Below are 15,282 nucleotides of genomic sequence, written 5' to 3'. Positions count from 1 at the left end.
GGTGTGTCCCGCCACCTACCAGGAATACATCGAGGGCTGTCGGCACATCAGGCTCGATTGCTTCGGTGAGCACATGTATGCCGCGCTCATCGAGACGGAAGAAATCGACTGGCGGCCCGATCTCCAAGTTCCCATAACTCCCTGGCCCGTTCCGCAGGACGTCGGCCGCCAGGTGGGCGCTGTCCTGAACCGACCGGGACCGCGCATGGGCGTGGTGGATCTGAAGCTGACGCCGGACGGGCAGCCGGTATGGCTCGAGGTGAACCCGCAGGGCCAGTTCCCGTTCCTGGAACCACTCATGGGCGAGCCGCTGACGGAACACTTCGCCGACTTCCTGCTCTCCGCAGCCGGTCCACCGCCCGACGCGCGGGAATGAAGGCGCCACCTCGACACCATCTGCGTCTGTCTGCGACGGCCCGGGTACGCCTCCGGGGAGGGTGCACTCCTTGCCGTGCCGGTCCCGGCCCGGCCGGCCCGATCCTACGGCGGTGGAGTGGGCCACCGCATGGGGCGAATCCGACCTGCACACGGGCCCGGATCTGGAATACGGTCACATCGATCGGCGGCGATGCTCCTCGCCGTGGTGACCTTCGCACGGTGCGGAGACAGGCGTAAGCAGCTTCGAGCGACAGCGACGCGGCGGTGGCGATCCGGCGAGCCGGGAGCCCGCGTACGAGGCGTCGGGTGACGCGGCCGTCCGCCGGAGTGAGCGGTGTGTTCGCGGGCAGGCGAGGTCGTGGTCGTTCTTTTCGCAGGCGGAGCCGTCACTGCGCCACCGGACGCAGGCGAACGGGAAGGGCCACGTGCCCGTTGCTGATCAGGGTCGGCAGAGGCCGCAGCTCCCTGACGGGTACGGCCAGTCGGGCCTCGGGGAAGCGCGAGAACAACTGGCGCAGGGCGGCGGCGACTTCGATGCGGGCGAGGGGGGCGCCGAGGCAGTAGTGGACGCCGTGCCCGAAAGCCAGGTGATCCTTGGTGGTTCGGGTGGCGTCGAAGAGGTCGGCGTCGTCACCGTGCCAGTCCGGGTGGCGGTTGGCGGCGGCGTAGGAGGCGAGGATCGCCTCCCCGGCCCGGATGGTCCGCCCGCCGGACAGCGGTATGTCCTCGAGCGCGTAGCGCAGAGGCAGGTGCTTGAGGGCCGGCTCGTGGCGCAGCGTCTCCTCGACGACGTCGTTCCAGTCGCACCGGCCGGCCCGGACGTGGGCCGGCTGCTCCGGGTCGGCCAGCAGGGATGTGATCGCCTGGTCGATGACGTTGACGGTCGTCTCGTAGCCGGCACTGATCATCAGCACGAGTGTGCCGCGCAATTCGGAGTCGCTGAGCGCACTGCCGTCGCCCTCCTCGTCGCGGGCGGAGATCAGGAGGGAGGTCATGTCGTCGCCGGGCGAGGCCCGCTTCCCTGCGATCAACTCGTCGAGAAGCTGGTAGAGGGTGGTCGTGTTGGCCGCGGCCTCCTCGGCGGAGAGAGTAGTGGCGAACACTCGGTCCACCACCGTACGGAGCCCGTTCAGCTGGGTGGAGGAAAGACCCATCATCCGACCGATGACCGCGATCGGCAGTGGATAGGCCAAGTGCTCGCGCAGGTCGACCACTTCACCGGCAGGGAGGGTGTCCAGGTCGTCGAGGATGCCCGTGACGAGGTCCTCGACGACGGGAGCCAGGGCGGCGATGCGTCGGGCCGAGAAGGCCGGGGCGATCAGACGGCGCAGACGTCGGTGGTCGCTGCCGTAGGCGGTGAACATGTTGTCGACCGTCACCCAGAGGGCGAGTGGCCAGGTCGCAACCGTGTCGGCGAAGGCCGGCCAGTGCGCGCGAGCATCCTTGGAGACGTATGTGCGCGTCAGGAGCTGCTTCAGGAGGCTCGGATCGGAGACGGACCACGCGGTCACGCCGAGGATGTCCACGAGCGTGGCCTCCCCGCGGGCGCGCAGGGCCCGGTCCTCGGCGTGGTGGTCGGCACCGGTGGGGTCGAGGACGAGTGGCTGCTCATCGGGCATGTCCGGGGGTTCCCTTCTGGTATGAGGAATACGTGTTGCCGACACAGCGTGTGCCATGTGCTGAGCGGCGGGATGACTTCGGTGGCTCGGCGACGGAGGCATCCTCCTCGGGCCGGTGCTGTGTTGCGGCGTCTCCGTCCGATGAGGAAGCCACCCGTCGTCCGGGCCACCGAGACCAGTCCGGGTCGTTGTGAATCCTGCACACCGATCGACCGAGCGGCCGACGGATCTGTGACACGTGCGAGCACCTGCTCCTCGACGAATGCCCGCCGGACGGAACCGGGATGGGCGACGACTGCGGCCGGCTCCCTTTCCAGCGCTGCCTCGCTGCTTCCGACGCGCCTACTTCATGGACCGCGACCGTCCCCAGTCCGTGGCTGGTGCGCCGTTCGACGTCACCAGGCGCGCAGTGCGGACATCGCCCGCGGACTTCGTCGGCCGGGCCCGGCGGCCGTGATCCGCGCCCGCCGACCCGGTCGGCCCGATCCTGATCCGGGCTCGGGCGATGCGGGGCCACGTCGGCAGGACGCTCTTCTTCACCCATCGGGATCCGGAAGGGACGACGCGACCGGCGGCGAGGCTGTCTCCGTGCACGGCGGCCTCTCCTGCGCCGTCGGCTGGACAGCCCGGACCGGGGCAGGCACGACCACGATCGTGGGAGCCGTTCACGGTGCCGCCGAAGCCCGAAGTGGAGGCCGGGCACTCGGATGCGCTCCGGGCGGCGGAAGGCATGGCCGAGGCCGGGGGGCCCTGCCCACAGGGCCCCCCGGGAGGACTCAGCTCTGCCGCGCGAGCCAGTCGGTGAAACGGGTCTCGGTGATGCGCGCGTCGGGGCCGGGAAGGAGAGTGGTCTCCCGCAGCACGGCTCCGAAGTACGGGGCCTGCGGATCGGTCACGACGGTGCGCGGGTCGTTCTCGGCCGCCAGGCCCGTGCGGATGAGTTCGTCCAAATGGAAGGTGTCAGGACCGGCCACCTCCACGATGCCGTTGACGGGGACGCCGACAGCCGTACGGTCCACGGCGGCGGCCACGTCGTCGGAGTACATGGGCTGGATCTTCACGGGAGCCAGCCGCACGGTGTCACCGTCGGTCGCCGAGGCTGCGATGCCCTTCACGAACTCGAAGAACTGCGTGGCGTGGACGATGGAGTACGGAATCCCGGAGGCCTTGATCAGCTCCTCCTGCGCCTGCTTGGCACGGAAGTAGCCGCTCTCCTGGAGCCGCTCGGTGCCGACCACGGAGAGCGCGACATGGTGGGTCACGCCGGCGTTCGCCTCGGCCCTGAGAAGGTTGGTGGTCGAGGTGCGGAAGAACGTCATGACGGCCTCGTCCTCGAACGAAGGGGAGTTCGACACGTCGACCACGACCGAGGCGCCCTTCAGGACCTCGTCAAGGCCCTCGCCCGTCAGTGTGTTGACGCCGGTGCTGGGCGCCGCCGGCACCGCCTCGTGGCCGTGCTCGTTGAGCTTGGCTACCAGCTTCGAGCCGATGAGTCCGGTACCACCGATCACTACGATCTTCATGATGGAAAATCCTCTCTCGGAAATTCTTCTGCTTCTCCGATGCCAGACGGCCCGTCTGATCGGCCGCCGGCTCGTATCGGGCAGGACAGGGTGGTCACTGAATGTGTGACAGGCGTCCGGGTGAATCTCGGGAGATTTCACTACGAGACGGTCGGGTTTCCGCACGAGGCATGATGGCCCACCATGCGACGGGGGAGCGGATCAGCCACTGGAAAGCGACATGAAGGACGCCTGTCGGCGGAAAGCTAGGACCGGGTGACTACTCGGTCCGGCTCTGAATCTCTCATCGGCACGGACCGCGCCGATGAAAGCGAGCCGGAATCCGTGGCGAGACCTTCGGGATGACGAGACGACGGGCCGAAAAGAGTTTTGCCGCAGGGCGGCGACGGGCCGAAGGTGTCACAGAATTCCGGGGTTCTCGGTCGAAACTGTCGTACCGTCATGGGATTGTCACCTGACCTTTTACGGACGATGCGCCCATCCCATGACATGGTGGACCTACGGAAGGTGCGACACAGTGACCCACGAGGACTCGGCGCACGCGCACGGAGCCGACCAGGACGACGGATCGGAAAGCTGGATGACGGCGGTGAAGGTGCTGCAGGACGCCTCGCCGATCACCATCCCCGAGGGCGCTTCGGCGATGACCGTGTACGTGGAGTGGGAGCCCGGCGACCCGGGCACCCCTCCGCACCGCCACTCGGGACCGGCGTTCGGATACGTCATCGAGGGCGCCGTCCGTTTCGAACTCGAAGGCGAGCCCGAGCGTGTGATCGAGACAGGCGGCACATTCTGGGAGCCGGGTGGCGACGTCATCCACTACCAGGACGGAAACGCGCTGACGGACGCACGGACCCGCTTCGTGGTGACCATGATGTGTGCGCCGGGGAGGCCCATGCTCGAACTGGTCGACAGGGAGGAACTGCAGAAGCGGGCCCACCTGCGTGCTCCCCGGCCGACCCACTGACCTGCCACCCCTTTCGGTGATCACGCCGCTCGCGAGCTCGCGCGCCGGTTCCGAACACGGCGTACGGCCGACGCTGGTCACGGCCGCAGCCCCTGTACGGGCTGCTTCGCGTCGTCTCCGAGGACAGTGTCCCCAGGCTCTGCCCATACGCCTCGACCGTGGGCGCGGAACGGGAGCGCGCCGTCGCGGGTGTCCGCGCCGTGCCCGGTGCTTTCCGGGGCATGTTCGATCCCGCATGTCAGATCGAGTCCGGCGAGAGGGACGGCCGCCTCACTGCGCGCTCCCGAGGCCGTGAGGCTCCGCCTGCCGACCCCTCCTGCCAAGGCCTGCCGAGGTCGCCATGGTCAGCGCGACGCACTGGGACGCGCACGCGGATGCGTGCGGGTGGCCGAGACGTGGGGCGATGAGTGCTGCGCACCCGTGTCCCGCATCCGCGTGGGACGCATCGGCCCGGTGAGGCCGCCGACGGACAGCCGCTGTTGACGTCAGCCGCCAGCAGTGACGCCGGCAGTGGCCGGGCCGCGCCGGTGGGCGGAGGCCCGTGACGGTCGGTCCCGGGTGCCGCGGTGCGGACCACCGGAGGAGGCGCGGGCGTGCGCCGCGTGAGTGGAGCCCGGCGCGGAGTCGAGGGCGGAGCCGCGGGTCCCGCGGCCGAAGGAGCGGCCGATGGTGTCCGGGGCGAGGAACGTTTCCAAGGAGGCGACGTTGCCGGTCCGGGCCGCCGTGACGAAGGCTTCCCGCAGTCGTCGATGCTGTACCGCGTCCACGACCTCCCGCCGCTCGGCCAGGAGATGCCGACGGGCGCGGCTCGCGATTTTGCGGGCGTTGACAGCGCTGAGTCGAAGTACGTCGGCAATATCTGCATACGTGTATTCGAAGGCCTCGCGCAATATGTACACGGCCCGCTCGACAGGGGTCAGCCTCTCCAGTACGAGGAGCAGCGCGAGGTCCAGCTCCTCGGCCTGCTGCACGCCGGCCTCGGGGTCGCTGCTGGTGTCGATGGGTTCGGGCAGCCACGGGCCGATGCAGTTCTGTCGGCGGACCCGGGCGGACTGGGCCACGTTGATGGCCAGTCGGGTGGTGGCACACGACAGGAAGGCCGCGGGGTTGACCACTGCCGAACGGTCGGTCTTCTGCCAGCGCAACCACACTTCCTGGAGCACGTCCTCGGCCTCGGTCGCGCTTCCCAGCACTCGGTACGCGATGCCGAAAAGACGTCGCTGCAGCTCCACGAAGACGGAGACCGCCTCGCCCAGGGAGACGTCCCTCGGGGGCGACGGCTGGTTCGCACACGACTTCGGCAGGTTCATGGACACGGTCACGGCTCCGTTCACACTCGGCATCCGTCGATGCCATTGCGAACACGCTCGCGCCCCGGCCCCCTGCGTCGCGCCCAGGAAATCCCCGGTCCACCCCCCGGTCTCCGGGCGATCCCTGGTTCTCCGACCGGCGTGAGGCCGATGCTCGTCGAGTCAGGAGCACCGACACCGGCATGCCGTCGGCGAGCGCCGCGCACGGGCCGCTGATCTGCTCGGGGCGACGGGGGCAGGAGAGGCGATCCGGGGGCGGCCTTCAGTCGGCGGGGGAGCGCTCTTCTCGGCGATCGCCCTGAACATGCAGCCGCGAGTGAGCCCGGGTGGTCGGCCGGTCGGCCGTCAGGCGAGGGCCAGTGCGGCGCGGAGCTTGTTCCGCGAGTTGACATCGAGCTTGGTGAACACCTTGTGCAGGTGCCATTCGACTGTGCGAGGGCTGATGAACAGCTCGGCGCCGATCTCCGAGTTCGTCATTCCGGCGGCGGCGAGCCGGGCGATCTGCGCCTCCTGCGCGGTGAGGGTCTTGCGTACGTCGGGCAGGTCGATCGTTCGTTGCCGTACTGTCTCGCCGGTGGCCAGGAGCTCGCGACGGGCGCGCTCGGCGAAGGCCGTCGCTCCGAACCCCCGCAGCATCTCGTAGGCGGTGCGCAGTTGCTCGCGCGCCTCGATGCGCCGGTTCTCACGACGAAGCCATTCGCCGTACACCAGATGGGTGCGGGCGAGATGGACGGCGATCCGGCTGCCTTCGAGGTGCTCGATGGCCTCGCGGTACAGCCGGTCGGCGGCCGGACCGTCACACAGCAGCGCTGCCGACCGGGCCAGAACGCCGAGGGCCCAGTCCGTGCCACTGGCGCGGGCTCGTTCCTCGAGCCGGCGCAGGGCTGCCGCGGCCGCCTCGGGCGCACCACTGCGAGCACCGGCCTCGACGAGCTCGACGAGGGCGAAACCGACAACCGCCAGATCCTCGTGCTCCACCGCGCGTTCCGCGGTGGCCAGGGCGTCCTGGTACCGGCCGAGGCCGTTGTACAACACCGTGCGCAGGTAGTGCTCCAGACCGATCACCCGCCCCTCGCCCCAGCTGATTGCGTCGCGAGCGGCGCTCCGGATCAGCTCCGCCGCCCGGGCGTTCTCGCCACGCCAGGCCATGAGCAGAAGCGAGGGGTACGCGATGGGCGAGTGACCGGTCCCTTCCGTGATCGCGGCGGACTCGTCGATCAACGCGGAGGCGAGGTCGAACTCACCCGCGTGCACGTGTACGGCGGCCCGGTAACCGAGGGCCAGGGGAAGGAAGTTGAGTGCACCGGTCACGCGAGCCGACCGGACCGCTTGTGCAGTCAGAACATGCCATGTCTCGTCGTCCCACATGTCGCCGGCGACCAGCCACGTCAGCCAGAGCCAGCGCATGACGTCGTCCCCGTCGCGTCCGGCGGCTCGCCTGAACGCCCCCAGCGCGGGCTTCAACAGCGACGCGCCTTCGACGCGCCCTTCGGCGAGGTACGTCGCCAGGCCGTCGAGAAGCATGTCCGTCGGCCGCGGAGGTCGTGGCCCGCGCGGCGCGGAGAGGGCGGTCTCGGCCACCTCCCGCACCCCGGTACGTTCTTGGAGGCGGCCCGCGAAGACCGCCGCTCCGATCGCATCGAGGTACGCCTCACGCGCTTGTCGATCGCCGACCCGCGCCAGCCGGTCGGCCGCGTCGAGCAGCAACGGCAGGGCCTCACCGCCGCGCCTGCGCGCGAACACGATCTGGGCGCGGAGCCGGGTCAGCCGGGCTTGCCGAACCTCGTCCGACGGACTCAGCTCCGCGGCGGCGAGGAGTTCGAGTGCCGCGTCGGGAGCCCCGGCCTCGAACGCGGCCTGCGCCGCGGCCACCGCCCTCGTTCCCCGTCCGGCCGAATCGGGCGTCAGCTCGGTCGCGCGTCTCAGGAACGCGGCCGCCGCCGCGATACCGCCGCGGGTCTGGGCCCGGCCGGCCGAACGTTCCAACTCGCCTGCCAGGACCTCGTCGGGCTCGGCCGCCGCGTGGGCACGATGCCAGGCTCGGCGATCAGAGTCGGCATCGGGATCGGTCACCTCGGCCAGCGCTCGATGCACTTCCCGGCGTTCTTCGGGGTCGGCCGCGCGGTAGGCCGCCGAACGCACCAGCGGATGACGAAACCGCACCCGTGCCCCGAACTCGATCAGCCCTGCCGCCTCGACCGCCCCTGCGGCGTCCGCACCGATGCCGAGCGCCTCGGCCACCCGCCTCAGTAACGACACGTCCCCCACCGGCTCCGCGGCTGCCGCCAGCAGCAGCCGTTGCGCCGCATCCGGAAGCGCCCCGATCCGTCGCAGGAAACTCTGTTCGATCTGGCTCGCCAGAGGCCGCGCGTCCGGACGCCCGAATCCGCCGGCCAGTTCGGCCGCGGTCGCCCCCCGGGTCAATTCCAGCAGAGCCAGTGGGTTGCCGCGGGTCTCGGCGACGATCCGATCCCGGATGCGTTCATCCAGCCGTCCGGGGACCACCGACTCCAGAAGTGCACGCGCGTCGTCGTCGCGCAGTCCCTGGACCACCATCTCCCGCAGCCCGACCAACGGGTCGTCGCCCGGAGCAGGCGTCGACGTGCGCACCGCGAAGACCAAAGCCACCCGCTCCGCCAGCAGTCGGCGCGCGACGAAGGCCAGTGTCTGCGCGGAGACCCGATCGAGCCACTGGGCATCGTCCACCACGCAGACGAGCGGCTGTTCCTCCGCCGCCTCGGCCAGCAGGCCGAGCACCGCCAGACCCACCAGGAAGCGGTTCGGCGCGCTCCCCGCCCTCAGCCCGAACGCGACGGACAGGGCATCGCGCTGCGGGCCGGGAAGACGATCGAGTCGCCCCATCATCGGCAAGCACAGTTGGTGCAATCCTGCGAATGCCAGCTCCATCTCGGACTCGACGCCGACAGCCCGCAGGATCTGACATCCTGTCGCGCTCCGCACCAGGTACTGAGTCAACGCGGACTTGCCGACTCCGGGCTCGCCACGCAGCACCAGTACCTCGCTCCGCCCCGCCCGGGCACCGGCGATCACCTGATCCAGCGCCCCGCACTCGCTGCGCCGACCATGCAGCCCCCGCCGAGGAGCGCCGCTCGCCATCCACCACCCACCGTGCAGGTCAAGAGTAGGACCCTGATCAACTCGGGTCGTCCCCAATCATGCATCAGTGCGCATGACCCGGACAATCACCAGCCGGACAGCCACCGTTGAAGATCGACTGATCGTTCCTCAGCTGTCCGTGGCCAAGGAATGGCCAAGGGTATCCGGGACGCCCTGCTTCGGAGGAGTGGGGGAGAGGCGCGGCAGGGCGGTGCAGCAGGGCTGTGGTGGCGAGTCCGCAGACCACTCCGACCAGACCGGCCCGGAGGTCGGCGGCCTTCACGCGGGTGGAGTCGAGAAGATGACCGGGACAGCCCTTACGTGTCCGCTCCGTCCGGGGCGTGCTTGTACATCCACAGATAGACGCGGCGCTCGCTCGGCACGGAAATCGCGACAATGCAGATGGGGCTGTGACCGATGCCCACGTGATGGTTGGCGATGGTGGAGGACACCGTCCAATCCCGCTCGACCTCGCGCATGTCGCCTGCGAGCACGCTGATCGGGTCACGGAGAAAGCGGCCGAACTCCTCGCTCTCGCTCTTCCATTCACGCCAGTACATGCTCCACGGCTCGGACCGGATCTCCTCCGAGACCTTGTCGATCATCGTCCACTGAGCTGTGCCACTTGCCTGCTCTGCCATCATCGGATCCTTTCGGATGGGGCGCTGGGAGTTTCTTCCTCTCAGTAACGCGGTGAAGTCGGCGACCCGCAAGACGACCTTCATGCGGGTGGCGTAAGAGGGAACCGTGTCGACTCGGCTGCCAGTGTTCTTCCGTATGCCCGACTTGCGCCCCGGCCCATGCGACCAAAATATGGGAGCGCACAGTCGAAAAATCGGGTCGAGGAGCGCCGGTGACCGATACGGAAGCACCATCAATGAAGACCGGGGGAGAGGCGACCGGGAAGAGAGCTGTTTATACGGAGGGTTCGGTCTGGTCCATCCAGTTCGTTCGTGCCAAGCAAGGGCAGACGCATTCCTATCTGTCATGCCTGGGGGCCAATTGGAAGCCCCTGATGGAGGCTGCGAAGCAGCAGCGAATCATCCTCGGATACCGTACGCTGCTCGCACCGCTCGGAAATCCTGACGACTGGGACGTCATGCTCCTTGTCGAACTGCCGAACATGGCGGCGCTGGACGGTTACGACCAGAAGATGCGTGCCCTGGCTGCCGGTCTCGGCATCGGGAAGCCGAGTTGTTCGCAGCACTCGGAGCGGGTGGGAATGAAGTTGTTGCGGGAAGCCGTTCTGAAATAGGAGAGGTCCGGTCACCATGGAGACGAACGACGAATCAGTCCACCTGAAGCGGCTGGATCTCAGGCGAGAGGTCGTCGGCGACCTGACGGACTCGGTCCTCACCGCCAGCGGAGACAGCCTCTGGACCTGCCCCATCGACGACGAGACCGCGTACGAGGGCGACCGCGACGATGCTGGCTCCAGTCCCCCGCGTAGCGTGGGATGATTTCCGGCCTCCTTATGGGGGCGGCGAGCCCAGAGTGGTCGTCGGCTGGCCACCCGGACAAGTGGCCCCGCGGGTGTGGAGCGCCGACTATCTGAAGTCGGTGGTAGGGGAAATGGAGGTTCCGGTTCGGGAAGTCGAGGGGCCGCCGGTCCATGGGTGCGGTCGGCACGAGCGCGGACAACGCACTTGCCGAGTCGTTCAACGCGGCCCTCAAACGCGAGACGCTCCGTGATGCCCGCCGCTTCGACGGGGTCCACGCCTGCCGCCTGGCGGTCTTCCGCTGGACCGCGCGCTACAACACCCGTCGCCGGCACTCGGCGAACGGACAGCAGGCACCGATCGCCTACGAGCGGCAGTCAGCTACTCTGACACTTGCCGCATAACGATACGAACAGGTGTCCATTCTTCGGGGACAAGGCCCGCCGCTGCTGCGGCGACAGAGGTCGGGGCCGAATGCCTGGTCACGGACCCGACCGCTTTCGGCTCCCTGGTGCAGGCCACCGACCCGATGCCCCAGGTCATCGACCGGGCGGAGGTTGACACGGCCGTGATCCTTTACACCTCGGGCACAACGGGGATCCCGAAGGGTGCTGAGCTGACCCACCGCAACCTGCTGACCAACGCGGCCACCGCGGCCGAAACGTTGCTCCATGTCGGGCCGAACGATGTCCTGTTCGATGGCCTGCCACTGTTCCATGCCTTCGGACAGACCTGTGCTCTCAACACCGCGATCGCAGCCGGGGCGACTCTGACCTTGCTGCCGCGGTTCGATTCGGGAAAGGCGCTGGAGATCATGCACCGGGACAGGGTCACCATTTTCCTCGGCGTCCCCACGATGTATACGGCTGTCACTGGCTTCGCCGAAAGCCGGCTCTGCAGCCGGGTGGCAGCCCCGGCCGGGCCGCTGGGTCCGTCGTCTCGCGCCCGTCCGGGCCGCCTCTCCACGGCGACAAGGGCTACGACTACAACCACCTGCGGCAATGGTTATGCAAGCGTGGCATCACCCACCGCATCGCCCGCAAGGGCATCGAGACATCCCAGCGCCTGGCCGGCACCGCTGGACCATCGAGCGCACCATGTCCTGGCTCGACGGGCGCCGCCGCCTCCATCGGCGTTACGAACACAAAGCCGCCCACTTCCTCGCCTTCACCAGCAGCGCCCGCACCTTCGTCTGCTACCGCAGACTCGCCAAATGAGATGACGTCTAAAACGATCAGTTGGATCCATGCGTGCAGCCGACGTTCTAGGGGTGACATATCTGGCGTGTGTGGAAATATGAAACATATGGCGCTTGGGTGCTGAAGAGAGTCGAGAGGAGTGCACCATGATCGCCAAGCTGCTCGGCAAGCTGTCCTTCAGCCGCCACTACGGTGCGTACGGCGAACACGACTGGACCTGACCGCACTGTCGGCGGGCTCCCTCGGGCGCCCGCCGGCTCACGGCCACGCTGCCGACGCTATCGGCCTGGACAGGGACGAGAGCCAGGGACGATCTCATGGGCCGAACGAATGAGCCGCCGCGGTTGCCCGGAAGCAGCTTTGCGGCCTGGAGCCGCGACCGGCTGGCACTGGCGCGCCGTGGCGCCGACGAGTGTGGGGACGTCTGGCAGCTGGAGCCTGGGGTCTATGTAGCCGCTACGGCCGGGCCGTGTGAAGAGGTCCTGCGCCGCGCACAGGACTTCCTCAAGGTACGCTCGCCCCTCTTCCCGCCGCTGAAGCGGACGAGCGGAGCACAGGCGCCCGAGGAGCGGGCGCACGCTCACGCCGCCCGCATGCGCGGACTACGCCCGCAGGCGGTTGCGGCCCGGATCGGCGAGATTGCACCCGGGACCGCTCGATTTGCCGACCAATGGCCCACGGGCCAGGACATCGAGATTCTTCCCCCGCTCCGGCACGCCCTCGCAGAGATCGGCGTGCGCTACCTCTTCTCCGAAGACGCTCCCACCCTGCTGCCCTTTGCCTCACAGCTCTTCCTGGCCAGGGACATGCTCGTACGCCCCTCGCGCTGGGTATGGCCGCGCTGGATGCCCACACCGGCACGGCGGTTCCGTACACGGCAGCAAGTCGACTTCACCAACGCTTTGCGCTCCGTCGTCCGTCGGCGCCGTTCATCGGGCCACCTCGGTGACGACGTGCTGGGACAGATGCTCCGGCCCTCCTCCCGCTACGGTCTGCTGCCGGAAGAGGCCATCCTCGACAGTCTCCCCGGAATCACCGTCGCCACCTTCGAGACGCCTTCCCGGGCAGCCGGATGGATCCTGCTCCACCTGGCCCGGTACCCCCAGGCCGCGGGCCGCGTCGCGGCCGAAGCCGCCTTGCTGCCCGCAGACCCGGCCGCGACGACCAGCGCTCACCTCGACAGCCTGCGATACACCCAGGCACTGGTACGCGAGGTGCTTCGACTGCACCCCCCGAGCTGGCTACTGACCCGGCGCGCCACGCGTCGGACTCAGCTCGCCGACTACACCATCGACGCCGGGTCCACCGTTCTTGTCTGCCCCTACACCGCCCACCGCGACGCACGGGAATTCTTCGAGCCGGACCAGTTCAAGCCCGAACGCTGGCTCGAGGATTCGGGCTCGCCGGCGAAACCCGAGGTCTTCCTCTCCTTCGGTACCGGGCCGCATGGCTGCGAGGGGGCCGCTCTGGCCATGGCGATGCTGACGCTCCTGACTGCGCAGACCGCCCGCTGCTACCACGTGAGCGAGCCGCCCGGACCGGAACCCAGTTACCTGGTAACCACCTTCGGAGGTCTGACAACTGTCGGCTTGCGCCTGCGTGCCACCTTGCGCGGCTGACAGTCCTGCTTTCAGTGACAGGGCCGCAAGCGCCCCTCCTCAAAGAAGCCGAGCCGACGAGTACACCAGGGCCCGGCGGGGCTGACCTGCAACAACAAATCCCTCCGACTCCGGGCAGCATTCTGAAACGATCAGTCGGGCCGCCACTTCGGCGCGAGCCTCGAAGAGCGTGGTCCCGACGTCGCGCCTTGCAGGGCAGGCGCACACACTGCCCGACGCGCCGCAACCTCACGGGGCCGTGACCACTCGCGCTCAAGCATCTCCAGCCCAAAGGTTGCTCGAGCGACCGCGAATGAACACTTGCTGCTGAACACCTGCTGCCGCTCCCACTACTGATGGTGCCGCCGTGTGTCACTGACAGGGGCCCCGCAAACCCCTACCTGCGGCTTCCCTGCGGGCAGGGGTCGGGGAACGGTCCTCTTGCCGTCCTCAGAGGCTGAGGGTGATCGCCGCGGCGATGCCGCCCAGCCCCAGGGCGAAGGCCGCCTCGGGCCAGCCGCCGTCGCCCCAGCGGAAGAACCGGTCGACGGCCAGTCGGCCCGGGCCGATGGCAGCGATGGACAGGGCGACGACGGTGATGCAGATGTTGTACTCCACGCCGCCGTTTGTGTCCCACAGGCCGTGGGCGCCGGTGACGGTCACCATGGCGTTGATCATCACGCCTGTCAGGGCGGCGGCCGCCAGCGGGGTGAACAGCCCCAGGGCAAGGCCGAGGCCACCCAGGAACTCGGACCCGCCACCGATCGCCGCGAAGAGCTTCCCCGGGTGGAACCCAAGGGCCTCGAAGACCATGCCGGTCGCCGTCAGGCCGTGGCCCCCGAAGAGGCCGAACAGTTTCTGCGCGCCGTGCCCCGCCAGCAGCAGTCCAAAGGTCAGTCTGATGAGCAGAAGACCGCAGTCGGCGGCGGTCGCCAAGGGCACGGCAGTGCCGCGCGTCACCGATTCCGTCGGATACGCAAGACGGTTCGGAATGCGCTTGGTAGTCATGAGAAAACTCCGGTTGAACGCCGGAATGGGTGTCACCCCCAGCTCGGCCGGACGCCGAGGCACCGGTTGGCGGCGAGTCCCCGCGCAATGTCGCGGGAATACAAACCACCTTCTGATACCGATCCTGTCTCAGCTGTCGGGACCGTGCATCCGGGTGCTCACCGGCCTTCCGACTTCCCCTTGCACGGCACATGCTTTCGGAGTTGTCGGCAATTGATGATCGGGGCCGGAACGTGTGGCTGAGGACCCGGGATGCGAACGCCGATCCTCGACAGGACCCGTCCACACATCCAGATGTCAGGTCGCCTTCGGGTTCCCGGTGTGTCATCACCGGCGGTGCAGAGGAAGCCAAGAACATCGGATTGGGAGCCGCCATGGGCGGCCCGCTCGCGCAGGCCACCGTCGCCTACGGCGTCACCGGTGCGATGCTGCTGCTCAAGCGCCGTAAGGACCGCGCGGCTGCTGTGGAGCGCGGCACCAGGCGCACCGGCCGTGCTCGTCGACGTGGGCGCCGCAGGCCCGGACTGCTCAGGCCCACGGCCCGCCGTCGGCACCGAGGAGGCGGTGGGCGGCCCGGTCGACATGAGGCGGCCGGCCAAGGGGCAGAAGTGGTTCCTGCCGACTCGGCCTGATCCCGATCCTGATCTGGCCGGCCAGTGTGTGCCGGCTGCGGACCGTACCCTGGCCGATGCCTTTGTCACCATCACGCCCGCCCTGGTGCGCCTTGGCGCGACGTGTTCCGAACCGTGGGCACGGAGGCGTGCCCCGTACTCGTGGGCGTTCGACAAGAACGCCTGGAATCGTGAACCCGCCGAGGAGCGGCGCCATGTCCTGGACTGGATGAAGCGGAACTCTCTGCCGGGCAGCGCGCCCACGGAAGCCGACGTTCTCCGGCGCGCTCTCGATGCCATGTGCCGAAAACTGGACGGAAAGGCGGCTGCGGCCAAGACAGCGCGCCGCAAGAGGGCTGCGTTCAACGATTCTCTCAATACCACTGTTGAAAAGGGGTACTTCACGGAGGTGGGAATTGGGGGCTGGTACGCAAATCGGGCCCAGCCGTGAATCGGCTGGGTGAGGCGCCTGACGGGCAATAGACCAGGTCAGGCGCCTCTCTTCGTGCGTCT

General features: G+C 68.5%; 12 protein-coding genes and 3 pseudogenes. 9 read left to right on the top strand and 6 right to left on the bottom strand.

Annotated elements, in window-relative coordinates; genetic code table 11:
• Position 1: 1 nt before the first annotated feature.
• A complete protein-coding gene (locus tag AB0E67_RS24630) occupies positions 2–376 on the top strand; it encodes a hypothetical protein (protein ID WP_362030541.1) in 375 nt (124 codons plus the stop codon).
• 388 nt (positions 377–764) lie between these two features.
• On the opposite strand, the gene AB0E67_RS24625 is transcribed toward AB0E67_RS24630, so the two are convergent.
• Together AB0E67_RS24625 and AB0E67_RS24620 are read right to left on the bottom strand one after the other, a co-directional pair.
• On the bottom strand, positions 765–1,997 hold the full coding sequence (locus AB0E67_RS24625) for a cytochrome P450 (protein ID WP_362030539.1): 1,233 nt from the start codon (positions 1,995–1,997) through the stop codon (positions 765–767).
• A gap of 776 nt (positions 1,998–2,773) precedes the next feature.
• Complete coding sequence (locus AB0E67_RS24620) at positions 2,774–3,520, bottom strand: SDR family oxidoreductase (RefSeq protein WP_362030537.1); 747 nt, start codon at positions 3,518–3,520, stop codon at positions 2,774–2,776.
• A gap of 580 nt (positions 3,521–4,100) precedes the next feature.
• Between AB0E67_RS24620 and AB0E67_RS24615 the strand changes: the two genes are divergently transcribed.
• On the top strand, positions 4,101–4,487 hold the full coding sequence (locus tag AB0E67_RS24615; protein WP_362030634.1) for a cupin domain-containing protein: 387 nt from the start codon (positions 4,101–4,103) through the stop codon (positions 4,485–4,487).
• Positions 4,488–4,972: 485 nt separating this feature from the next.
• On the opposite strand, the gene AB0E67_RS24610 is transcribed toward AB0E67_RS24615, so the two are convergent.
• The 3 genes from AB0E67_RS24610 to AB0E67_RS24600 all read right to left on the bottom strand — a co-directional run bounded on the left by AB0E67_RS24610 (position 4,973) and on the right by AB0E67_RS24600 (position 9,639).
• Positions 4,973–5,797, bottom strand: a complete 825-nt coding sequence (locus AB0E67_RS24610) for a sigma-70 family RNA polymerase sigma factor (RefSeq protein ID WP_362030632.1) — start codon at positions 5,795–5,797, stop codon at positions 4,973–4,975.
• Positions 5,798–6,142: 345 nt separating this feature from the next.
• Complete coding sequence (locus AB0E67_RS24605) at positions 6,143–8,914, bottom strand: AAA family ATPase (protein ID WP_362030535.1); 2,772 nt, start codon at positions 8,912–8,914, stop codon at positions 6,143–6,145.
• Between the two features lie 317 nt (positions 8,915–9,231).
• Positions 9,232–9,639: a hypothetical protein gene (locus AB0E67_RS24600; protein WP_362030533.1), complete on the bottom strand. Its 408-nt coding sequence runs from the start codon at positions 9,637–9,639 to the stop codon at positions 9,232–9,234.
• A gap of 128 nt (positions 9,640–9,767) precedes the next feature.
• Between AB0E67_RS24600 and AB0E67_RS24595 the strand changes: the two genes are divergently transcribed.
• The 6 genes and pseudogenes from AB0E67_RS24595 to AB0E67_RS24570 all read left to right on the top strand — a co-directional run bounded on the left by AB0E67_RS24595 (position 9,768) and on the right by AB0E67_RS24570 (position 13,171).
• Positions 9,768–10,169: a hypothetical protein gene (locus tag AB0E67_RS24595; RefSeq protein ID WP_362030531.1), complete on the top strand. Its 402-nt coding sequence runs from the start codon at positions 9,768–9,770 to the stop codon at positions 10,167–10,169.
• Between the two features lie 16 nt (positions 10,170–10,185).
• A complete protein-coding gene (locus tag AB0E67_RS24590; RefSeq protein WP_362030529.1) occupies positions 10,186–10,374 on the top strand; it encodes a hypothetical protein in 189 nt (62 codons plus the stop codon).
• A gap of 146 nt (positions 10,375–10,520) precedes the next feature.
• Positions 10,521–10,757, top strand: a pseudogene (locus tag AB0E67_RS24585) (integrase core domain-containing protein); the annotation flags it as partial.
• Positions 10,655–11,218, top strand: a pseudogene (locus AB0E67_RS24580) (AMP-binding protein); the annotation flags it as partial. The pseudogenes AB0E67_RS24585 and AB0E67_RS24580, both read left to right, overlap by 103 nt.
• Positions 11,219–11,293: 75 nt before the next feature.
• Positions 11,294–11,570 (top strand): annotated as a pseudogene (locus tag AB0E67_RS24575) (transposase); the annotation flags it as partial.
• A gap of 326 nt (positions 11,571–11,896) precedes the next feature.
• Positions 11,897–13,171 carry a cytochrome P450 gene (locus tag AB0E67_RS24570; RefSeq protein ID WP_362030527.1) on the top strand — a complete coding sequence of 425 codons (1,275 nt, stop codon included), beginning with the start codon at positions 11,897–11,899 and terminating at the stop codon, positions 13,169–13,171.
• 429 nt (positions 13,172–13,600) lie between these two features.
• Here the strand turns inward: AB0E67_RS24570 and AB0E67_RS24565 are convergent, their stop codons facing one another.
• Positions 13,601–14,158: a DoxX family protein gene (locus tag AB0E67_RS24565; protein ID WP_362030525.1), complete on the bottom strand. Its 558-nt coding sequence runs from the start codon at positions 14,156–14,158 to the stop codon at positions 13,601–13,603.
• Between the two features lie 492 nt (positions 14,159–14,650).
• Here AB0E67_RS24565 and AB0E67_RS24560 point away from each other — a divergent pair, with 492 nt between their 5' ends.
• Positions 14,651–15,220 carry a hypothetical protein gene (locus AB0E67_RS24560; protein WP_362030523.1) on the top strand — a complete coding sequence of 190 codons (570 nt, stop codon included), beginning with the start codon at positions 14,651–14,653 and terminating at the stop codon, positions 15,218–15,220.
• Positions 15,221–15,282: the final 62 nt, after the last annotated feature.

Origin of the sequence: Streptomyces sp. NPDC032161 (assembly GCF_040636995.1) — a bacterium.
In the GTDB taxonomy this organism is placed as follows: domain Bacteria; phylum Actinomycetota; class Actinomycetes; order Streptomycetales; family Streptomycetaceae; genus Streptomyces.
This window is presented reverse-complemented; position numbering and strand designations above follow the sequence as displayed.

Coding starts and splice junctions, on each gene's coding strand:
- AB0E67_RS24600 (WP_362030533.1), bottom strand. CDS start 9,639: ATGAAGGTCGTCTTGCGGGTCGCCGACTTCACCGCGTTACTGAGAGGA.
- AB0E67_RS24605 (WP_362030535.1), bottom strand. CDS start 8,914: ATGGCGAGCGGCGCTCCTCGGCGGGGGCTGCATGGTCGGCGCAGCGAG.
- AB0E67_RS24625 (WP_362030539.1), bottom strand. CDS start 1,997: ATGCCCGATGAGCAGCCACTCGTCCTCGACCCCACCGGTGCCGACCAC.
- AB0E67_RS24620 (WP_362030537.1), bottom strand. CDS start 3,520: ATGAAGATCGTAGTGATCGGTGGTACCGGACTCATCGGCTCGAAGCTG.
- AB0E67_RS24590 (WP_362030529.1), top strand. CDS start 10,186: ATGGAGACGAACGACGAATCAGTCCACCTGAAGCGGCTGGATCTCAGG.
- AB0E67_RS24615 (WP_362030634.1), top strand. CDS start 4,101: ATGACGGCGGTGAAGGTGCTGCAGGACGCCTCGCCGATCACCATCCCC.
- AB0E67_RS24565 (WP_362030525.1), bottom strand. CDS start 14,158: ATGACTACCAAGCGCATTCCGAACCGTCTTGCGTATCCGACGGAATCG.
- AB0E67_RS24610 (WP_362030632.1), bottom strand. CDS start 5,797: ATGAACCTGCCGAAGTCGTGTGCGAACCAGCCGTCGCCCCCGAGGGAC.